The organism is Streptomyces sp. NPDC059917 (assembly GCF_042730635.1).
GTDB lineage: Bacteria > Actinomycetota > Actinomycetes > Streptomycetales > Streptomycetaceae > Streptomyces.
Window position 1 is genome coordinate 174184 of the sequence record NZ_JBHWLC010000001.1, and the last position, 20024, is coordinate 194207.

The 20024-nt window shown below is 70.9% G+C and carries 14 protein-coding genes; 10 read left to right on the forward strand and 4 right to left on the reverse strand.

Annotated features, from left to right (window positions below; genetic code table 11):
• Window positions 1-103: 103 nt before the first annotated feature.
• On the reverse strand, window positions 104-4243 hold the full coding sequence (locus ACFWAR_RS00945) for an amino acid adenylation domain-containing protein (RefSeq protein WP_385772118.1): 4140 nt from the start codon (window positions 4241-4243) through the stop codon (window positions 104-106).
• A gap of 793 nt (window positions 4244-5036) precedes the next feature.
• On the opposite strand from ACFWAR_RS00945, the gene ACFWAR_RS00950 reads away from it, so the two are divergent.
• From ACFWAR_RS00950 to ACFWAR_RS00960, 3 genes are all read left to right on the forward strand, one after another.
• Window positions 5037-6077 (forward strand): bifunctional DNA primase/polymerase, encoded by a 1041-nt coding sequence (locus ACFWAR_RS00950; protein ID WP_385772171.1) that lies wholly within the window; start codon window positions 5037-5039, stop codon window positions 6075-6077.
• Window positions 6074-7633 (forward strand): phage/plasmid primase, P4 family, encoded by a 1560-nt coding sequence (locus tag ACFWAR_RS00955; protein ID WP_385772119.1) that lies wholly within the window; start codon window positions 6074-6076, stop codon window positions 7631-7633. Before ACFWAR_RS00950 ends, ACFWAR_RS00955 begins: the two co-directional genes overlap by 4 nt.
• A 124-nt stretch (window positions 7634-7757) precedes the next feature.
• Window positions 7758-8195: a DUF6009 family protein gene (locus ACFWAR_RS00960; RefSeq protein WP_385772120.1), complete on the forward strand. Its 438-nt coding sequence runs from the start codon at window positions 7758-7760 to the stop codon at window positions 8193-8195.
• Here ACFWAR_RS00960 and ACFWAR_RS00965 read toward each other — a convergent pair.
• A complete protein-coding gene (locus tag ACFWAR_RS00965; protein ID WP_385772121.1) occupies window positions 8158-8814 on the reverse strand; it encodes a hypothetical protein in 657 nt (218 codons plus the stop codon). The two genes, ACFWAR_RS00960 and ACFWAR_RS00965, sit on opposite strands and share 38 nt — an antisense overlap.
• Before the next feature lie 78 nt (window positions 8815-8892).
• Window positions 8893-10971: a BTAD domain-containing putative transcriptional regulator gene (locus ACFWAR_RS00970; RefSeq protein ID WP_385772122.1), complete on the reverse strand. Its 2079-nt coding sequence runs from the start codon at window positions 10969-10971 to the stop codon at window positions 8893-8895.
• A 309-nt stretch (window positions 10972-11280) separates the two neighbouring features.
• Here ACFWAR_RS00970 and ACFWAR_RS00975 point away from each other — a divergent pair, with 309 nt between their 5' ends.
• Window positions 11281-11703, forward strand: a complete 423-nt coding sequence (locus tag ACFWAR_RS00975; RefSeq protein WP_385772123.1) for a hypothetical protein — start codon at window positions 11281-11283, stop codon at window positions 11701-11703.
• An 87-nt stretch (window positions 11704-11790) separates the two neighbouring features.
• Window positions 11791-12441 carry a fasciclin domain-containing protein gene (locus ACFWAR_RS00980; RefSeq protein ID WP_385772124.1) on the forward strand — a complete coding sequence of 217 codons (651 nt, stop codon included), beginning with the start codon at window positions 11791-11793 and terminating at the stop codon, window positions 12439-12441.
• A 70-nt stretch (window positions 12442-12511) separates the two neighbouring features.
• On the opposite strand, the gene ACFWAR_RS00985 is transcribed toward ACFWAR_RS00980, so the two are convergent.
• Window positions 12512-12790, reverse strand: a complete 279-nt coding sequence (locus tag ACFWAR_RS00985; RefSeq protein WP_385772125.1) for a hypothetical protein — start codon at window positions 12788-12790, stop codon at window positions 12512-12514.
• A gap of 437 nt (window positions 12791-13227) precedes the next feature.
• On the opposite strand from ACFWAR_RS00985, the gene ACFWAR_RS00990 reads away from it, so the two are divergent.
• The 5 genes from ACFWAR_RS00990 (at window position 13228) to ACFWAR_RS01010 (ending at window position 20002) form a co-directional block, all read left to right on the forward strand.
• Window positions 13228-15429, forward strand: a complete 2202-nt coding sequence (locus tag ACFWAR_RS00990) for an MMPL family transporter (protein ID WP_385772126.1) — start codon at window positions 13228-13230, stop codon at window positions 15427-15429.
• A gap of 97 nt (window positions 15430-15526) precedes the next feature.
• Entirely contained in the window at window positions 15527-17176 is a 1650-nt protein-coding gene (locus ACFWAR_RS00995) for an aldehyde dehydrogenase family protein (RefSeq protein WP_385772127.1), read from the forward strand.
• Window positions 17177-17199: 23 nt separating this feature from the next.
• Window positions 17200-18468: an aspartate aminotransferase family protein gene (locus ACFWAR_RS01000; protein WP_385772128.1), complete on the forward strand. Its 1269-nt coding sequence runs from the start codon at window positions 17200-17202 to the stop codon at window positions 18466-18468.
• A 31-nt stretch (window positions 18469-18499) separates the two neighbouring features.
• A complete protein-coding gene (locus ACFWAR_RS01005; protein ID WP_385772129.1) occupies window positions 18500-18961 on the forward strand; it encodes a type II toxin-antitoxin system RatA family toxin in 462 nt (153 codons plus the stop codon).
• A gap of 48 nt (window positions 18962-19009) precedes the next feature.
• The gene (locus ACFWAR_RS01010) at window positions 19010-20002 is read left to right on the forward strand and encodes a phosphatidylglycerol lysyltransferase domain-containing protein (RefSeq protein WP_385772130.1); all 993 of its coding nucleotides are present in this window, start codon (window positions 19010-19012) and stop codon (window positions 20000-20002) included.
• Window positions 20003-20024: the final 22 nt, after the last annotated feature.

The following is a 20024-nucleotide window of genomic DNA, read 5'->3' on the forward strand; positions in this document are numbered from 1 at the left end:
GGCGACGACTGGCCGCGCATGGGCGGCCAGTCAAGGGATCGGGTCGGGCAGGCAATCGAGTCGGTCGCGGATCGCGGTACCGGCCCGGACAGCGGTGACAAACCTAAGCACGCCCGGAGGCGCCAGATGTGGATCTTGTCGCAACGGACAAGGAATCGGGTGGTATTGGTGATCCGACCGCTCGGGTCGGCACGCCCTCATAGCGCAGTCCCGGGGTCAGCTCCTCGTGTTTCATGACCACGCTATGCGGCGCGACGAGCGCGCCGTCGCCGACGATCGCGCCGTAGAGGGGCACGGTGTTGTCGCCGAGGGTGGCTCCGTCACCGACCCGGATGCGGTCGATCTTGAGGACGCGGTCCTCGAAGGTGTGGGCCTGGAACATGGCCGAGACGGTCGCGTCGTCCCCGATCTCGATCATGTCCGGATCCACCACCTGCGCGAAGCCGTCGCCCAGCACCACGCGCCGCCCGATGCGCATCCCCATGCGGCGCAGGTAGACCGCCAGCAGCAGGGTGCCCTCGAGGACGGAGAGGATGTCCCCGGCAAGGACCTGCCACGCCACGTAGAGGAAGTCCCAACGGCTGCACCAGCAGGACCACAAGGGATGTGACCCCGGGCGCACCCGCCCCAGCAGCCCCCATTTCAGGGCCAGCACGAAGCCGCACATCAGCACCGCGCAGCCGAGCGTGACGACCGCGGTGACGAGCGGCAGCCACCCGGGGGAGAGGACCGTCCGGTAGGAGTCGATGACCGCGTACCAGAGGGTGGCGCAGGCGAAGGTGACGACCGGCAGAGCGAAGCGCGAGAGTTCCCAGAACCAGCGGTTGGCCCGCCGCAGCGCGGGCGGCAGGTGCGTCATCGTGTAGTCGGCCGTGCGCACCTCGCGGTGGGGCAGTTCGAAGGCGGGATGGCCGAACCACGAGGTTCCGGGCCAGAGAGGGCGTCGGACCGGCGTGGCGATGCCGATCAGCAGGTCGTCGGGGAGCGTGCTTCCCCCGGGGAGCACGCTGTGGTTTCCCACGAAGACGCCGCTTCCCACCCGCAGGGGGGCCAACACGACCACGCCGTCCAGGACCTGCGGTCCCCCGAGGTAGATGCCGTCGGCGAGGAAGGTGTCCGTGCCGAGGGACACCAGCTCGGGGAGCACGTCGATGACCGTACTGATCTCGCACCCCGGGCTGACGGTCATGCCCGCCGCCCGTAGCCACCAGGGCCACATGAGCGTCCCGCTGAGCCAGTCGCCCGCCGACTCGACCATGCCCGACTTGATCCAGACCCGGATGTAGGCGGGGCTCCACCGGCTGATGACTCCGGGCCGGACCGTGCCCAGACAGCGGACGGTCAGCGCCGACAGGGCGAGGGAAGCCACGAGCGCTGCGGAGATCAGCGGACCCGCGGCGAGGTACAGGTTCAGGTGCCGCAGCGGGTGGCGGATCATGTCCAGCAGGCCGGCCCCGGTGAGGTCGCCGAGCACGACCACCAGGGCGAGCAGCAGGGCGTAGGGGATCGCCGTCGTGGCCGCCAGCAGGCTCTGGCTCAGGATCAGCGCGGCACCGTGCACGTGGGGGGAGAGCCGGTGACCCGTACGGGTCACCGCCGGGACGGGCGGCGCGGTCGACTCCGTGTGGACCGGTACGCCGTCGGCGAGCATGCCCGCCGGGACCTCGGTGCCTGTGGGTACGGAGGAGAGCGAGGCCACCCGGGCACCGGCGCCCACCCGGCTGCCGGGCCCGACTCCCGCGCGGACGTCGAGGGTGGAGCCCGTCTCCAGGACGACCGGCCCGACATTCACCCGGCCCCCGCTCAGCTGGATCAGGCGCAGCGAGGCGTCCTGCCCGATGCTGACGTCGTCACCGATGTCGAGCAGGTCCCAGCCGCCCTGGGTGAGGTCCGCGCCGCGGTGGACGTGGACGCGGGAACCGACGCGGGCCCCGAGCAGGCGCAGAGCCATGGACTGGTACTCCGTGCCCGCGATCGTGCGCCAGGGCACCAGGCGCACGGTCTGGCGGACCGCCCACATGCGCATCGCCCGGCCGCTCCAGGCAGGGACGGTCTCCGCCACGTACCGGCCCACCAGAAGCCTTTTGGCCGCCACCGCGAGGAGCAATGCCGGGGGTACGAGGAAGGGGCTGAGGGCAGTGAGCAGCGGAGGCGCCAGCAGGAGCAGGGGCAGCGGGCCGAACCGGAGCAGGAGCAGGGGCAGCGCCCAGAAGGCGAACAGACAGGCAGGCACCGACAGGAGGAGGAGTTCGCTGGCCACCCAGGCGCTCTGCCACGCGGTGGCCCGGGCGACGTCACTTGCCGTCGCCATCTCGGCCGGCGGGGCGGCCGTGGCTTCCGGGGCGGGCCCGGGGGAGCCGGAGGTGGTCCGGGCCCGCCGCTGCTCCGAGGTGACGGCCAACCGCCTGATGGTCCGGTCCGCGTAGACGTCCCGTACGGCCAGGGAGGAGGTGACGGCATCGGTGCGCAACTGCGAGACGAGGAGCGCGGCGTGCAGGGAGGTGCCTCCGAGGTCGAGGAAGAAGTCGGCGTCGGCGTCGGGAGCGGGGACACCCGTCGCCTGGGCCACGGCGACCAGGATGCGTGCCTCGGCGTTGTCGGCGCAGGGGTCGGCGAGGTGTGCCCGGTTCCTTGCTTCGATCGGGCCGCGACCGCAGGCGCTCGGGGGAGGCTCCAGATCGGGCAGGACCTCCCGGCGCAGCTTCCCGCTTCCACCGCGCGGCAGTTCGCGGGTGAATCCGTATCTCGTGGGCACCATGGGGGGCGGCAGCAGGGAGGTCAACTGCCGGGTGAGTTCCCGGGTATCCGGTGGGTGGGTGCCGTCGATGGCCACGATGTGCGCCACGAGCATCTGCGTCGGACCGTCGCCCTGGATCCGGCAGGCGACTTCGCGGACGCCGGGGCAGCGGGCGAGCGAGGCTTCGACAGCTTCCAGCTCGATCCTGTGGCCCCGCAGCTTCACCTGCGCGTCGATACGTCCGTGGCAGATGAGGGAGCCGTCCGGTTGCTGGTGTACCAGGTCTCCTGTGCGGTACAGGCGGCCGTGGGCCGGGTGCTCGACGAACCGCTCGGCCGTCAGTTCGGGCCGGTTCAGGTAGCCGAGGGCCAGTCCCGAGCCGCTCATGCACAGTTCGCCCCGCTCGCCGGGAGCGACGGGCTGGAGGCCGGCATCGAGGACCCAGGCCTCCATACCGGGTACGGGGCGTCCTATGGCGATGGGCTCACCAGGCACGACGTCCTGCCGGACGCAGGTGACGCTGCATTCGGTGGGGCCGTACCCGTTCACCAGGCGCGGTACGCGGGACCAGGTGTCCGCGATGTCCGGGGGCAGCGGCTCGCCGCCGGTGTAGACGAGCCGGAGGTCGGGCAGCTCGGTCCGCGGGTCGGCGCAGGAGGTGGCCCGCAGCAGCGTCGGAGGCGGGCACAGAACGGTGACGCGTTCCCGTCGCAGCCACGGGACCAGGTCGGGGCCGAGGCGGACCGCTTCCTCGTCCATGACCACGAGGGTCGCTCCGGACGCCAGGGCCATCCAGGTCTCCTCGAGTGAGGAGTCGTAGGCGCTGGACGAGCCCTGCGCTATCCGGTCGCCGGGTCCGAGGCCGAACTCTTCCGTGTCCGACCGGATCAGTGCGGTGATGCCGCGGTGGGCGACCACCACGCCTTTGGGCGGCCCGGTCGTACCGGAGGTGTAGACGAGGTAAGCCGGCGTATCGGCATCCCGGGAAGCGGGCAGGTCCTGAACCATGAGCGGACAGGGCTGGTCCACCCTGAGTAATCGGCCCGCAAAACCCGCTCCGCGCAGGCGGAGCTCCCCCTCGTGATCAGTGAGCACGACCGCCGGAGCCGCGTCGGTGAGGATCTCCATGACGTACGCGTCGGGACTCACCGGGTCCACGCAGACGTGGGCGCAGCCCGCCCGCAGCGCTCCGAGCTGCGCGGTGTAGAGCAGTTCCGTGTTCCGTGCCAGCAGGACCGCGACGGTCCTGCCCTGCCCGACGAGGGCGACGACGGCACGGGCCACGAGGTCCACGTCGATGCCCAGCTGGGCGTAGGTGAGGCGTCGGCGCAGTCTGCCGGAGGAGGGCGGCAGATCAATGGCGATGGCGTCCGGCCAGCGCAGCACGGCCTGCTCGAAGAGGTCCGGCAGGACCGTGGCCGCCGGTGCGCTCCCGCGGGGCGCGTCGACGGGCTCCGCCGGGGCCGCCCTCACGCGGTCCCAGTGGCTACTCGTGGCCTTGTCCATGGGGGTGCTCCAAGAGTCCGCGGCTTCCTTCTGGTTGGCGGCGGCCCGCGCCGGCCCGCTTGCACGGGGGCCGGCGCGGCACGGCCGTACCAGGAGCTGGGACCTGACAGGCAACCTTCAAAAACACCCGGTGCCAAGGCAGTAGGGGGTGTCTCCAGGTGCCTCCCCGATCCCGCGGCTCCAACGCGCCCTTCTTCGAAGGGTGTCGATTGGCCGCTGTGCCGTTCCCCCACCCGGCCGCTCCCGGTGTCCCTTCGGTCCCTCACTCGAACTGCCATGAAAATCCACAGGTCAGAGCCGTTCCAGCAGTGCGGCGAGGGACCGAAGGGACCGAATTCATCAGTATCGGTCGGCTGTGTGCATGGGGTCGGGCCCGCGCGCGGTGCAGATCCCCTCCACGCGACTGCTGACGGAGAGCGCATAACTGGGTCTTCTGAGTCCCTTCAGTCCCTCGTTCAGCTAGTCAATTACCTTTTGAGCTGGTGTTTTGCCGTGATGGGCAAGAAGGTGCAACGCCCGGCCAGTCCCCCTCCCGGGTCCCTGACGCCTGAGAGCCCGCGAAAAACGGACGGTGGCCCATTGGAGCGCCCCCCAACTGGGGTACGCTCGCCATCTCATGTGAAAAGTCGGTCCCTTCAGTCCCTCCTTCGCCCGTTCTGGCTCTTTGACCAGCACGTTTTCCTAAGGTTCGGATCAGCTGCCGGGTCCCTCGACAAGGACGATCCGCGTGTCAGGCCAGGGTGAGACCACGAGAACAGCCCCCTCGGGCAGCACGAGCCCCCTCGAGGTCGCGATGTGGTGCGCGTCCCAGGGGTGGCCGGTCCATCCGCTGGCGCCAGGCCGCAAAACCCCCGCGGCCAACTGCGCCTCGTGCAGGGAGCATTCCCATCCACCGGGGGCCTGCCCCTGCAGGGACGCCGGCCGGTGGTGCCACGGCTTCCACGCGGCGACCACCGACGCGGCCCGGCTGGCGGTCTGGTGGGGAGAGGGCTCCGCCTTCGGTGTCGGCGTCTCCTGCGGTCCCGGAGGGCTGGTCGTGCTCGACGTCGACGCGCACGGCACCGAGATACCCGGCCGCGAACGGCTCCTCCCCGGCATCGGCATCCCCCCGGAGGTCAACCTGACGGGCCTGGCCTCGGGCTTCGACACACTGGCCCTGCTCGCCGCCTACCGGGGCAGGCAGGACCCGGCGAAGGACGAGACCACCTTGCGGGTCCGGACCCCCTCAGGAGGCATGCACATCTGGTACCGGACCACCGGGCCGGGAGTGGGCTACCGCTCCTCCACGGGGTCGAGCCCCAAGGTGGCACTGGCCTGGCAGGTCGACGTACGGGCTGCGGGCGGGTACATCGTCGCCCCCGCCACCCGTACCCGGGCAGGCAGATACGAACCCGTCGGCCCCGCACGGACGCCTGCCAGGCTGCCCGGGTGGCTCGCGGCCGAACTGGCCCGGACGGGGCACGTCGTCGAACTCGCCCGGACGGGGGACGTCGCCGACGGGGACCTGGCCCGCCCCCCCGCCTCGGCGGTCCGCCCCGTGAGGAGCGGTCGGGAAACGGCGGCACGGCGTCTCCTCGACCCGTTGCTGGCCGAGGTGCAGAGGTGCGGAACCGTTCCGCGGGGTGCGGGTTTCACGGAGAAGCTCAACCGCGCCGGCTACACCGCCGGAGGCCTCGTCGCGGCCGGCCACCTCACCGGTGCCCGGGCGCGGGAACTCCTGACCGCGGCCGCGGACACGGCCCGCCCCGATCAGGGCCACCGGAGCCTTGCCATCATCAACTCCGCCCTGTCCGCCGGTCTCCGCCGGCCGCTCCCCCTCAAAGGACGCCCATGAGCAGCGCCGACGGCCCGCATTTCGACGCCACTGCCGCCGCCCGGCAGATGCTCGACCTCGAGGGCCGGACCCGGGCCGCGAACCCGTCCGCCCCGTGGCACACGATTCCCGCGAACGGGCCGGCCGCCCGGGACGGGCAGCTCCCGGGCCTGCTCAGCGACCGGGGGAACGCGAAGCTCTTCGCGGTCATGTACGGGGACCGGTTCCGTCACGTGGAGGGGCTGGGGTGGTACCACTGGAGCCAGTACCGGTGGAAGCGGACCGGGGGAGAGAAAGCCGCGGTATGGGCGGCGGGCGACATGGCCGAGCAGATGCCGGTGACCGACCCCACCGGGCTCTTCAGCGACCGTGACCTGCTCCTGCACCGGCGGCGCTCGATGTCGACCCCCGGCATCAAGGCGATGCTGACCCAGGCGAAGGCCTCACCGGCTCTCGCCCTCGACCCCGACGTCCTGGACGGCGACCCCTACGCCCTGTGCACCCCGGCGGGCGTCGTGGACCTCTACACCGGGCGGCTGCGCAAGCCCGACCCGGAACGTGACATGCACTCGCGGGCCACCAGGGTCGCCCCCGAGGAGATCGAAACCCCGCGCTGGCACCGGTTCCTGACGGACACCTTCGGAGAGGACGCCAAGGGCGCGGAGACTATCCGGTTCCTTCACCTCCTGCTCGGCTACTCCATCACCGGGGACGTCGGGGCGCAGGTCCTGCCGTTCCTCTACGGGACCGGAGCGAACGGCAAGTCGGTCCTGTTGGACGTGATGACCCAGATCCTGGGTGACTACGCGCAAGCCGCGCCGCCCGGATTCCTGATGGAGAAGGGCAAGTTCTCCGAGCACTCCACCGAGCTGACCGAACTCCACGGCCGGCGCATCGTGGTGTGCAGCGAACTCAAGCCCAACGACAAGTTCGATGAGTCCCGCGTCAAGCTCCTGACCGGAGGGGATCGGATCATGGCGCGCCGGATGCGCCAGGACTTCTTCTCGTTCACCCCCACGCACAAGCTGTGGCTCCTGGGCAACCACCGCCCGGAGGTCGCCTCGGGCGGGCACGCCTTCTGGCGCCGGATCAGGCTCATCCCGTTCGAACGCGTGGTGCCCGCGGCGCACAAGATCGACAACCTGGCCAAGGAACTCGTCGACAGCGAGGGCCCCGGAATCCTGCACTGGCTCGTAGAGGGAGCGCGGCGCTACCTCGCCACCCGTGACCCGCTCACGGGACCCGTCTCCGTACGCGCGGCCACACAGGCGTACGCGACGACGGAGGACCACATCGGGCGCTTCCTCACGGAATGCTGTGGCACCGGCACCGGCACCAGTCCGGGCCGCAGGACCGGCGACCTCAAGGTCGAGCAAGGGCTCCTCTACGGCGCCTACAGCACCTGGTGCCACGCGGGAGAGGGAATCCGGCCCGCCACGGCCCGCGCCTTCGCGACCCGGGTGCGTCAGGAACTCTCCATGACCTCGCCCGCGGACATGATGAAGTCCAGCGGCAAGAAGTACTACCCGGGGCTGGCCCTGCTCGCCGACGACGAACTGCGGCCCGAAGATGTCTAGACCAGGCCGCCCGCGCGCGAGCCGGAGCGGTCCCTACGATGAGCACCGGACCCCTGAACGGGGCGCTGTCCTTCCTATCCGCCAGGGCCGAGACCGGCCACCGACAACGAAAGGGGCCGCAGCCATGAGCTCGCTGCTGAACGAGCGCGATCTCCGCAACGAAAGCGCCGTGGTGTGGCTGGAGGACCCCGAGTGTCTCGACTACGTTCGCCAGGCCCTCGACAAGACCGCCCGGCGCCGCGGCAGGCCGCGCTACGCCCGGGACGGACGCATGATCGGTTACACGGAGCTCGACGAACACGCCGAGGCCGACCCCGACAGCGGCCTCCAGCTCCGACGGGTCTTCTTCCTGCTCCCGCACGACCGCGACACCGAACCGGACGGCCTCTACGAGGAGGGAGCCCCCGGCGAAGCGGTGGACCCGCGCACCATCGAGCCCCGCCGGGTGGGGGCGAAGACGCCCCGCTCCCAGGGCGGTCACACCGCGGTGACGGGATCACCGCCCCCGGCGGAGTCCCGTCGTGCTAGTGCGCGGGCCAGTGCGGACTCGCGGGCCGGCTGAAGAACGGGGCGGCCGCAGGTGCCGGGAACTTGGGGGGAGTTATGGCCCATTCCGGCGCTTCGACCAGGGGCGTCCAGGTGCGCACGATCTCCGAGAGGGACAGGTGATGCGGGGCCTCCGGTGCGGCCGGGGCATCCACGTAGGTCTCGCGGGTGCCGGGATTCGTGAACGCCGAGTTGAGTGCGCCCGTGCCGTAGCCGTACGACGGCGGCTCGGAGCCGGAGGGCGAAGGATCGTGGGCCGCCTCCGGGGGCAGGCCGCCAGGGGTGGTGACCGGCGTCATCTGCCCGGCGGGACCGCCGGGCAGGGGTCCCTCGGCGTTCTGGGCGGGGTCCTGAGCGGCGGGCGTGCCGGAGGCGTCCGGCGTCCCGGCGCCGGTGCCCCGGTCCTGCGCCGGAGGCTTCTGCCCGGCCTCGGCGGGCAGATCGGGGTACCAGTGGTCGTACTCCCCGGGAAGTTCCGTATCCGGAACGCCCACTCCGGGCAGTGACACCGCGTCACGGGCGCGGGTGGAATCGGAGCAGCCCAGTCCGTTTGCCACGACGGCCCCGGTGAGCACGAGGCAGGCGCCGGTGACGGCCTTGCCGAAACGGCTGGCCAGCAGATCTCGAGGGGACAATATCAAGGAGTGCCTTCCCTTTCGTCAGGGAGATCCGGACGGTCGCCGGATGCTCACCGCATGAGGAAACGTGGGCCGTCACCCGCCTTCAAGTGGCGTAGGAGTGCCTACGGGTGCCTCGTAGGCACTCCGCGCGTCCGACGCGCAGGGGCCGCCGGTCGGCGCGGTACGCGTGACGCCGCCCGTCCGGCCACGCCGCGGGCCGCCGCAAGAGCAGCGCGGACCGTAGGGGGAGGCGCCCCGCGAGTTGGCGGGACGCAGGAGCACGCGCGTGTGCGTCCGGCGGCGCGGTGCGGCGGGGGTACCGGCGACCGTACCGGTGTGCCGCAGCGACGGATACGGGGCCAGGGTGCGGGCGTAGAGTCGCACGAGGTCGTGAAGGACGTAGGCCCGCGGGCTCGTCTCGGTGATGAGCCGGGCCGCCGCCAGTTGGTCCAGGGCCATGGATGCCTGGCTGGGCGGGCAGTCGGCGAGCGCGGCTGCGGTACGGGTGTCGAGGACGGCTCCGGTGTGCCGTCCGAGCCGGTGGAACACGTACCGGGCCGGTTCCGGGAGGTGGCACACCGTCAGGCCGAGTGCGGCGGCGACGCCGGTGTCCCCGATGGTCAGGAGATCGAGCCGGGAGTCCTCATCGGAGAGTTCCCCGGCGAAGGCCGCCAGGCCCTGGTGCGGGCGGGTCGCGACCCGTGCCGCGGCCACGCGCAGGGCGAGGGGCAGGCCCTCGCACAGACGGACGATCCGGGCGGCGGCCGCGGGCTCGGCGTCCACCGGACCGGATCCGAGCACCTCGGAGAGCAGGACGGTGGAGTCCTCGGCGGTCAACGGCCCGACCGGGACGAGACGGGCGGCGTCGGAGGCGACCAGCTCGCCCAGTCGGCCACGACCGGTGACGAGGGTCACGCAGTGCGCTCCGCCCGGCATCAGGGGGCGGATCCGGTGGACGTCCCGCGCGTTGTCCAGGACGACGAGCATCCGGCGGGTGGCGGTGAGCTCGCGGTAGCGGCCTCCCCGGGCCTCGGGCGAGACCGGTATCCGGTCGGCCGGCTCACCGAGCGCGAGCAGGAAATCGCGCAGGACGGCGCCGGTCTCCCGCTCCGGGAGCGTGCTGTGACCGTGCAGGTCGGCGAAGAGACATCCATCGGGGTAGTCGGCGGACCGCTGGTGACCCCAGCGCACGGCGAGGGCCGTCTTGCCGACGCCCGCGCCGCCGGTGAGCATGATGACGGGGCCATGATCGCCGGTGGCGGCCCGGTCGATCGCGGCCAGCTCACGGGAGCGCCCCCTGAAGCCCCGGGGGCGGCCCGGCAGGAGCCGGGGCACGGCCGTGTGCGGGGGAGGGGGACAGGACGGGGAGGTCTCCTCGGTCCCCTCGGAGCCGGAGGGGACCGGTTGTGCCGACTGGTGCCGTCCCGGCGCCGCGCCCCGCACGGGTGGTGACGCCTGGGCATCGGCGCTGAGGAGAGCGGCGTAGGCATCGGTGAGTACGGATCCGGGGTCGACGGCGAGCTGGTCGGCCAGGAGCCGACGCGTGCGGTGGTACCAGTCCAGGGCGTCCGACGTCCGGCCCGCCTTGCCCAGGGCCAGGATCAACGCAGCGGCCAGCGGCTCGCGCAGCGGTTGAAGCGCTGCCTCGGCCCGCAGGACGGCCGCGGCCGTCGCGTGCTGGCCGAGCCGTCCGTGGGCAGCGGCCAGTTCCTCGACGGCGGTCAGCCGCAGCTCGTCGAGCGTATGGGCCGCCGTCTCCAACAGCGGTCCGGGCAGGGTCCCGTCGAGAGCCGGTCCCCGCCACAGGGACAGCGCAGCCCGCAGCCCGCAGACGGCGTCGGCCGGGTCCTGGTGCCCACGGGACGCCTGGAGGAGGTCCCTGAAGCGGTGGGCATCGACGAGTGCCTCGGGCAGGCGCAGGGCGTAGGCCTGCCCCTCCGTGACCAGTGCGACGCCGTGGGCCTGCGCCCCGTGTTCCGCGAGGACCGCCCGCAGCCGGGACACGTGCCCCTGCACCATCGTCCTGCAGTGCCGGGGCGGCTCCTCGTCCCACAGTGCCTCGGTCAAGCGCCCCATGGTGACGGGAGCGTTGGGGTGCAGGAGCAGCACGGCCAGCAGGCTGCGGCGCTTGGCGGGACCGAGGGGCAGGAGGCTTCCGCCGCCCGTCGCCACGGCAACGGTACCCAGTAACCGGAATTCCATTCGTGTTCTCGCTTTCGTCCGACCAGAACCCAGAGCGAGCATAGGTTCTCCGAATTCCTGACAAGGGGTCCGCTCCGCCCCGACTGGATTAACCGTCCCGGCCGGGCGGTAATGGGGCACGGTTAGTGGTCTCTTAAGGAATTGTTTGCGAGCGCTGGAATACTCCGGTCCAGCCGGGCGGTCCGCACGCCGGCTTCTCCGGCGCCCCACCCCCTCGGGGAGGCGGGCGGAGCGGCCGCCCGGCCTTCGACGACAACGTGTTGGAACCGGGAGTCCCTCATGGCCTTCTCCATCTTCCGTAAACCGGCCCTCGCGGCCACGACGCTCGCCCTGGCCGGCGCGGCACTGACCGGTCTGGTCACCGCGGGCCCGGCACAGGCCTCCACCAGCCCACAGGCCTGCCAGGTGTCGGGCGGCCTGGGCGGCAGTTACATCTGTGAGTACGGCGAGTCCTGGCAGACCTACCCCAACGGGCAGCGCCAGGTGTTCGTCGTCGGGACGAACCGTGAGGTCTGGACGCGCTACAACGCTCCGGAAGGCGGCTGGTCCAACTGGCAGTCGATGGGCGGGAAGGCCCGGAGCAAGGTGGAGATATCCGGGAACAAGACCTGGAACCCGACCGTCGCCGTCACGGGGATGGACGGCAACTACTGGTACCGCCAGCGCATGAACAACGGCGGTTGGACCGGCTGGCAGAAGTGAACCGCTGCGGGCCGGGATCGCGACGGGTCCCGGCCCGCCCCGCGGGCGCACCGCCGACATAGATCCCCGAACAAGGATGATCCGATCATGCCCAGCACCTCGAGTATCCGCCGTACCGCCTGTGGCCTCGCCTCGGTGGTCGCTTTGACCCTCTCCCTCACCGCTTGCTCAGATTCCGGTACGGGCACGGCGGCCGGTGCGGCCGACAGCAAGGTGGCGGACCCCGCGGCGGCGCCTCCCCAGGACGCGTCCATGGCAGGCATGGACATGCCCTTCGGTCCGGCCTGCAGCGCGATGCCTGCGGCAGGCGCGGGCAGCTTCAGCGGGATGGCCAAGGACCCGGTGGCCACCGCGGCCTCCAACAACCCGGCGCTGTCCACCCTGGTCGCCGCAGTCAAGCAGGCCGGTCTGGCCGACACCCTCAACAGCGCCAAGGGCATCACCGTCTTCGCCCCGACCAACGACGCCTTCGCCAAGATCCCGAAGGCGGACCTCGACAAGGTCCTGGCCGACAAGGCGATGCTGACCAAGGTCCTCACCCATCACGTCGTGAGCCAGAAGCTGACTCCCAATCAGCTGGAGAAGGGCTCCTTCGACACCCTGGCCAAGAGCAGGATCACGACGACCGGTTCCGGTCAGGCCTTCCAGGTCAACGGCACCGCGAACGTGCTCTGCGGCAACGTGAAGACGGCCAACGCCAACGTCTACGTCATCGACACCGTCCTGATGCCCCAGTAGGGCAGTGCCCCGCGACGCGGTGGATGGAGTCGGGCGGGTATCAGGTACCCGCCCCCCCAGGCCCACGGGATCAGTCCGCGTCCCGGGTGACCGGACTGTCCGCGGGCCCGGCGGACATGGTTGCGAGGAGTTCGACCAAGGCATCGCCCTCGGCCACCGCGCACGGCGGGCACAGGTGCCGCCTGCCCACGACCCAGCCGTCCTGGGCCAGCTGTCTCGCCCAGTAGGGCGGGACCTCGCGTTCGGGAAACAGCGCTTCCTCGACGATGCCGTCTTCCGACAAGAACCGATAAGGGACGGCACAATCACTGCAATTGAGGGTGTACACGATATGCGGGAGCAGGCTCAATGTCGTGTGGTCCTGTCGGGTCGGTTGCGGTGGACGGGGGCGATCCGCCCTCCCCATTACAGAACGTCCGGGCCCTGCGGTACAGGTGCCCACCCGTGCCCCCGCGGAATTCCCTCCCCACCCGGAAGCACTAGGTGACCAACTACTTGCTGGTCGATCTCGCGCTGGCCGCGACTCTCGCCCTGACCCAGATCGCCGTCGCCTGGCGGCCCCGGAAGAGGCGCCTTCGGCGCTCAGCGGCCGCTTTCCTGCGCCTGCTGGCCGGTGGCGGGAGGGCGGGGGTCTGGCTGGGACGGCCAGAGTCGCTCCCCGCTACCCCGCCGCACGGCCGGGTCCCCCACCGCGGGCCGCGATCGGAGGGGAGGTGACGACAAGGGCTCACGAACCCCGTAGGGCATTCCACAGGAGCGCCCACATGCCCCATGGAGGCATCGCCGATGTCCACGTTCCTCTACCGTCTGGGCCGGTCGTGCCACCGGCGCCGATTCGTCGTCCTGGCGATCTGGCTGGTGGTACTGCTAGGGGCGGGAACGTCAGCGGCGCTGTTCAGCGGCAGGACGAGCGAGGAATTCCGGGTGCCGGGGACCGAGGCGCAGACCGCGCTGGACCGGCTCGCCCTCACCTTGCCCGAGTTCTCCAACTCCTCCGCGCAGGTAGTCTTCGCGGCCCCGCCGGGCGACACTGTGTCCTCGGTGAAGAACCGCAAGGCGATCCAGGACGCGGTCGCGGCCATCGGTCGGACCCGGGACGTCCTCGCGGCCCAGGAACCGTTCGCGACGAAGGCGGTGTCGCAGGACGGCAGGATCGCGCTCGCCCAGGTCCTGTTCGGCCTGAGCACCAAGGACCTGGGGCAGGGGTCGAAGGACGCCGTCCGAGCGGCCGCCGACTCCGCCCGTGCCGCCGGCCTGCGGGTCGAGTTCGGCGGGGACGCGTACACCCCGACCGTGGAGGTGGAGGGCGGCGAAGCTGTCGGTGTGGGCGTCGCGGTTCTGGTCCTGCTGGTCACCTTCGGCTCGCTGGTCGCCGCCGGACTCCCGATGCTCACCGCGCTCTTCGGCATGGGCGCGGGCATCACCGCACTGCTCGCCCTGACGAGCCGGTTCGAGATCATCTCCACCGCGCCGGTACTCGCGGTGATGATCGGCATGGCGGTCAGCATCGATTACGCCCTGTTCATCGTCTCCCGGCACCGGCAGAACCTGGCCGCCGGAATGGAACCCGGCGAGGCGGCCGCACGGGCCAACGGGACGGCGGGAAGCGCCGTGGTCTTCGCCGGCGCCACCGTGGTCGCGGCGCTGGCCGGTCTGGCCGTCGCGGACGTTCCCTTCCTGACCGTCATGGGAGCCTCGGCCGCGGCGGCCGTCGTCCTCGCCGTGCTCTCCGCGGTCACGCTCCTGCCCGCCCTGCTGGGCTTCGCCGGGCGCTCGGTCGGCCAGGCCCGGCCGCCCAAACTCCGCCGAAACGGCGATCCGCGGCCCCGGCTCGGCGAACGCTGGGCACGGGTCGTAGTACGGCGTCCGCTCATCGTCCTGTTGGTCTGTCTCGCCGGCACCGCGGTCCTCGCCCTTCCCGCGAGGGACCTGCGGCTCGGCCTGCCCAGTGCTGGCTCGTACGCGCAGAGCACCACTGCGCGCAGGGCCTTCGACCTGGTGAGCCAGGCCTTCGGGCCGGGCTTCAACGGCCCGCTGCTCGCCGTCGTCGATGCCGGCGGCACTCCTCGGCCCGACCTCACCATCCAGCTCATCGCCGACCGGCTCCCCCTGCAACGCGGTGTCGCGACCGTGCTCCCGCCCACCCTGGACAGGAGCGGCAAGCTGGCCGTCATCCCGGTCATCCCGATGGACGGGCCCGATTCGGGCACCACCGCCGCACTCATCGCCGACATCCGGGGCCAGCGCGCACAACTGGGCCGGGCCGGAGTGGACATGCTCGTGTCCGGCAGCACGGCGGCCAACATCGACGTGGCCGAGAAGCTCGGAGGCGCGCTTCCCTCCTTCGTCCTCACCATCGCGGGAATCGCACTGGTCCTGCTCTCCCTCGCGTTCCGCTCACTGCTGATCCCCCTGAAGGCCGTCCTCAGCTTTCTGCTCAGCGTGGCCGCGACGGCCGGCGCCGTGGTCGCCGTCTACCAGATCGGCTGGTTCACGCAGGCGATCGACGTGCCGAAGACGGGCCCCGTCGTCGCCTTCCTGCCCATCCTGCTCATCGGCGTCCTCTTCGGACTGGCCATGGACTACGAGCTGTTCCTGGTCTCCCGCATGAAGGAGGAATACGACCGCGGTGCCACCCCCCGGGCAGCGGTCATCGCGGGGTTCGCCGACGGAGCGAGGGTCGTGACCGCGGCCGCGCTCATCATGGTCTCGGTCTTCGGCAGCTTCGTCTTCGGTCACGATCCGATCGTCCAACCCATCGGCTTCGCCCTGGCGGTCGGCGTGCTCGTCGATGCCTTCGTCGTGCGGATGGCACTGGTGCCGGCCGTGATGGCGCTCTTGGGGAAGGCGGCCTGGTGGTTTCCGCGTTTCCTCGACCGGATAGTGCCGAGGATCGACGTGGAGGGCGAGGGGCTGGCCGCCCGGCCGGTGCGGGAGGGAACCGGTACCGGACCGGCGACGGCGGTTCCCAGTGCGCTGCCGTCCTAGCCACACGCTCGACGGGCACCGGCGAAGCACCAACGCCCATCGCCGCGGCCCGAAGGCATCCATTGACAGACAGAATCGACAGACAGACGGGAACACCATGAAGTCCTACCCTCCGTTCATCGCAGGACGTGACGTGCAGCCCGAGGGTTGGGTGTACTCCCTACGCGCGAGCGCGTTGTTCGATGACATGTTCGGAGCCTTACGGTGCAAGCGTGAACTGGAGAGCGGACGAGTCGCGTTCGAACCGGTGGACCCGAGGGTGACCGGGCGAGTCGGTACGACGTCCGTCGCGCAGGGCGAGGCGGCCCTGCTGGCCGCCTCCGCCGCCCAGCGGCACTGGGCGGCCGTCCCCCTGGACGTCCGGTACGCGTTCGGCCTGGCCGTGCACCGCGAGATGGCCCGCCGGGCCGACGAACTCGTCGAGATCCTGATCGGCGAGGGCCATCCCCGCCGACTGGCCGAGTGGGAGGTTTCCGGGATCCTGGGGGGCTCCAGCGAGGAAACCCTCCGCAGCAATGTGCACGAGCTGGAGCGGGAGCGGTCGGTGGACCAGCGCACCCTGCGCCTGGTGCGCAAGCCCGACGGCGTCGTGTGCCTCAACCCCCCGCAGAACGCAGCGACCTCCGTGTCCGTGCTGGGGCTGGGGGCGCTGATCGCGGGGAACTCGCTCGTGGTCAAGATTCCCCGCACCGTGCCGCTCGGAGTGAGCTTCATCTACCGCGACATCGTCGCACCGATCCTGGAGGAGTTCGACGCACCGCCCGGTGTGCTGAACCTCGTGTGCAGCCCCTCGGAGGCCGTGCTGCAGCAGTGGCTCGAAAGTCCCCTCGTCGACGACATCTTCTTCGTGGGCAGCAGCGAGCGCGGCTTGAAGCTCGGTGCGGAATGCGCGGTCCGGGGGAAGAAGCCGATCCTGGAACTGGCGGGGAACGACGGCATCCTGGTCTGGAAGGACGCCGACCTGCCGATGGCGGCCCGCGCGCTCGCCGAGTGCTTCTACGGATCCACGCAGATCTGCATGGTCCCGAAGTACGCGGTGGTCCATCCGGACGTCGCGGGCGAACTACTGGCCCTGCTTGTCGGACTCCTAGGCGACATACGGCCCGGGTACCCCGAGGATCCCGACACGGTGTTGACCCCGGTCCTCAAGAGCCACGAGTTCTTCACCGTGCTGCAGCAGGCCGTTTCCGACGGGGCCGAACTCATCACCGGCGGAGACCGCATGGACCACACGGGCGCGCCCTCGCCCACCGGGGTGTTCATCGAGCCCACCGTGCTGCGCGTGGACGGTCTGGACGCGGCCGACCGCGTTCCGGCGGTCCGGGAGGAGACCTTCTTCCCCCTGCTGCCGGTGGTGGTGCCCACGGAGACCGAAGCCGCCGACGTGGACAAAGTGCTGGCCTTCATCGACGCCAACTCGTACGGCCTGCGCAACTCGCTGTGGACCCAGGACCAGCATCTGATCGCCCGGTTCTGCTCGCAGGTCAACAACGGCGGACTGCTCAAGATCAACGACTCGCACGTCGGATTCGCTCCCGGCCTGCCCACCCACGGCGGCACGGGCCTCACCGGAGGACCCTTCGGACAGGCGAACTTCCCGGTGCTCATGGCCACGCACCTGCAGGGGATCAGCATCGCCACGGAAGTGCAGCCGCGCGCCGCCGTCTTCGACACCGGATTCTCCCAGTGGGCCAAGGCCTCCGGCGAATCCCCGATCGTCCCCTGGCACGTACCCCTGGGCATCTGAGCGCGCGCGAAGGAGACCGGCACATGCAGAAGACGCTCCCCGCGGACGAGGTGTCCGCCCTCGCCATCGCCCGGCACCGCCGGTACGTCAGCAGGGGCAGGGCGGCGCTCGCCCAGGTCCTCGGATCCGGTGTGGAGATCAGGTCGCACGGCGCCACGGTTTGGGCCGCCGACGGCCGGGAGTTCCTCAACTGCGGCGGCTACGGAACCTTCCTGCACGGTGCGACCCACCCTCAAGTGGTTCGGGCGGTCGTCGAGCAGGCTCGCAAGCACCCCTTGTCGACCCGGCTCCTGCTCGATCCGTTGGCTTCCGAAGCGGCCGAGGCACTCCTGCGGATCAGCCCCCCGGGCATGGAGCGCGTGCACTTCGTGCTCTCGGGGGCCGATGCCACCGAGACCGCGATCAAGATCGCACGGACCCTCGGCAAGCACCACCTCGTCACCACCCACGGCGGGTTCCACGGCAAGAGCATGGGAGCCCTCAGCCTCACGGCACGGGACATGTACCAGGCCCCGTTCCGCCCGCTCCTGCCGGATGTCACCACGATCCCGTTCGGCGACGCGCGGGCCCTGGAACGGACACTGGAGGAACACCCCGGAACGTCCTGCCTGTTCGTGGAACCCGTCCAGGGCGAGAACGGCGTCCGCCTCCCCCCGGACGGCTACCTCGCCGAGGCCGCGAGCCTGTGCCGCTCCCACGGAGCCCTCCTCGTCCTGGACGAGGTGCTCACCGGCCTGGGCCGCACCGGCCGGTGGTGGGGCGCCGACCGGGACCGGGTCACCCCGGACGTCATGCTGGTCGCCAAGGGCCTGAGCGGTGGCGTCGTGCCCGTCGGGGCCGTCGTGTGCCGTCAGGAGGTCTACGAGGCCTTCGACAAGGACCCCTACCTCCACACCTCGACCTTCGCGGCTTCACCCTTGGCCATGGCCGCCGCGAAGGCCGCGATCGAGGTCGCCGAGCACGAGTCCTTTCCCGAGCGGTCCGCCCGACTGGGCCCCATGATCCAGCTGGCGCTGACTGAGGCGTGCCGGTCCCGCTGCCCGCACCTCGTCGTCGAAGTACGGGGCGAAGGACTGCTGTGGGGCATCGAATTCGTCTCACCGGACGTCACGGCGGACGCCGTCCTCGAACTGCTGCACCGAGGCGTTCTGGTGAACCACTCCTTCAACTCCAGCGAGACCCTGCGGCTGACCCCGCCCGCGTTGCTCACGGATGACGAGCTCGCCCAGCTGCTGCGCGCATGGGAGGAATCGCTCGACGCCTTGACCGAGCGCTACCCCGCGCGTGGCTAGAACACACCCCACCCACAGAGGAGCCCCCGTTATGCCGCGGGTATTCATCGAAGCACTGCTCCCGGACGTCACGCCCCGTGACGCCTTCGCACGCGTCACCGACTTCACCCAGTACCCGCAGCACGCCCCCCACGTGCGGGCCGTGGAAGTCGAGCAGTCCCTGCTGCCGCACACCCTGGCGAGCCACTGGGAGGTGGACTTCCGCAACGGAACGCTCACCTGGAGCGAGCAGGACGAACTGGACCACGACGGGATGACCGCCAGGTTCACCCAGCTCCAGGGAGACTTCGACACGTTCACGGGCGGCTGGCGGGTGCTGCCCGCTGCCGCCGGCGCCCGCGTGCAGTTCAGCGCCGAGTTCGACTTCGGGGTCGCCAGCCTCGCTCCCCTGCTCGATCCGCTGGCCCAGCGCACGCTGGAGGACAACGTGCAGACGATCATGGAGTCCCTCTTCGCGGGGGCCCGGATCCTCTGCAAGCCGTCGCACCCCTGACCCGCGGAAGGTCCCGCCGGGGGCCCGTCAACACGGAGCACACGCATCATGTCGCAGTCCCCCCGGTTCCACGAGGTCGTGGAACACCTGCGGGCACATTCGGACAACCCCAGCGGCTTCCTCACGCTGAACAGCACCATGCGCTACTACCGGGGGGTGGAGACGCCGGGAATCGTCGCGTACGCCGCCTTCGGGCGACACACGGTCCTGCTCGGAAATCCGCTGGCGCCCGCGGATCGCCGCGTACACCTTCTCGACGAGTTCCGGGCACGGGAGGCGAGGTGTTCCCGCTCTCTCACCGTCACCGAAATCCGGGGCCACGACGCGCAGACGTACGCCCGCCGGGGATTCGCGGTCAACCAGATCGGGAGTTCGTACAGCATCGACCTGACCGCGTTCAGTCTCCGGGGACGCGCCCTGGCGAAAGTCAGGCAGAACACCGCCAGGGCCCGCCGCGAGGGTGTCGCGGCCGAAGAGGTGGCAAAGGAATTCCCGGTGGGCCCTGCCCTGGACGCCGTCGACGCGTTCTGGCTGCGGGGCAAGGGGAAGGGGGTGAAGGAGTTCGCCTTCTTCATCGGGGAGCGCGAGGAGCCCGGGGTCCTGCTCGCGAGGGTGTTCGTCGCGCGCCACCGCGGCCGGATCGTCGCCTACGCCAGCTACTACCCCGCCTACGGGACGCAGCCCGGCTGGATCGTGGACCGTACCCGGCGGATGCCGGACGCACCCGTGGGGACCACCGAACTGCTCAACCTCACGGCCCTGGAGACCTTCCAGCGGGAGGGGGCCGCCTGGCTGCACCTCGGTCTGACCCCGCTCGCTGGGCTGGACCCCCTCAGGGAGCAGACCACCGCGAACCGTCTGCTCTCCAGGGGGCTCGCCCTCGCCGCGGGCAACGACCGGATCCTCTACCCGTCGCGCAGTCAGCTGGCGTACAAGATGAAGTGGGCGCCCCACGACGTCCAACCGGAGTACGTGGCCTTCGACCGGCGCATGACGGCACCGGCCCTGTGGAACCTGCTGAAGGTCCTCGGCGCTGTGTGACGGGAACGCGCCGAGGACTCCG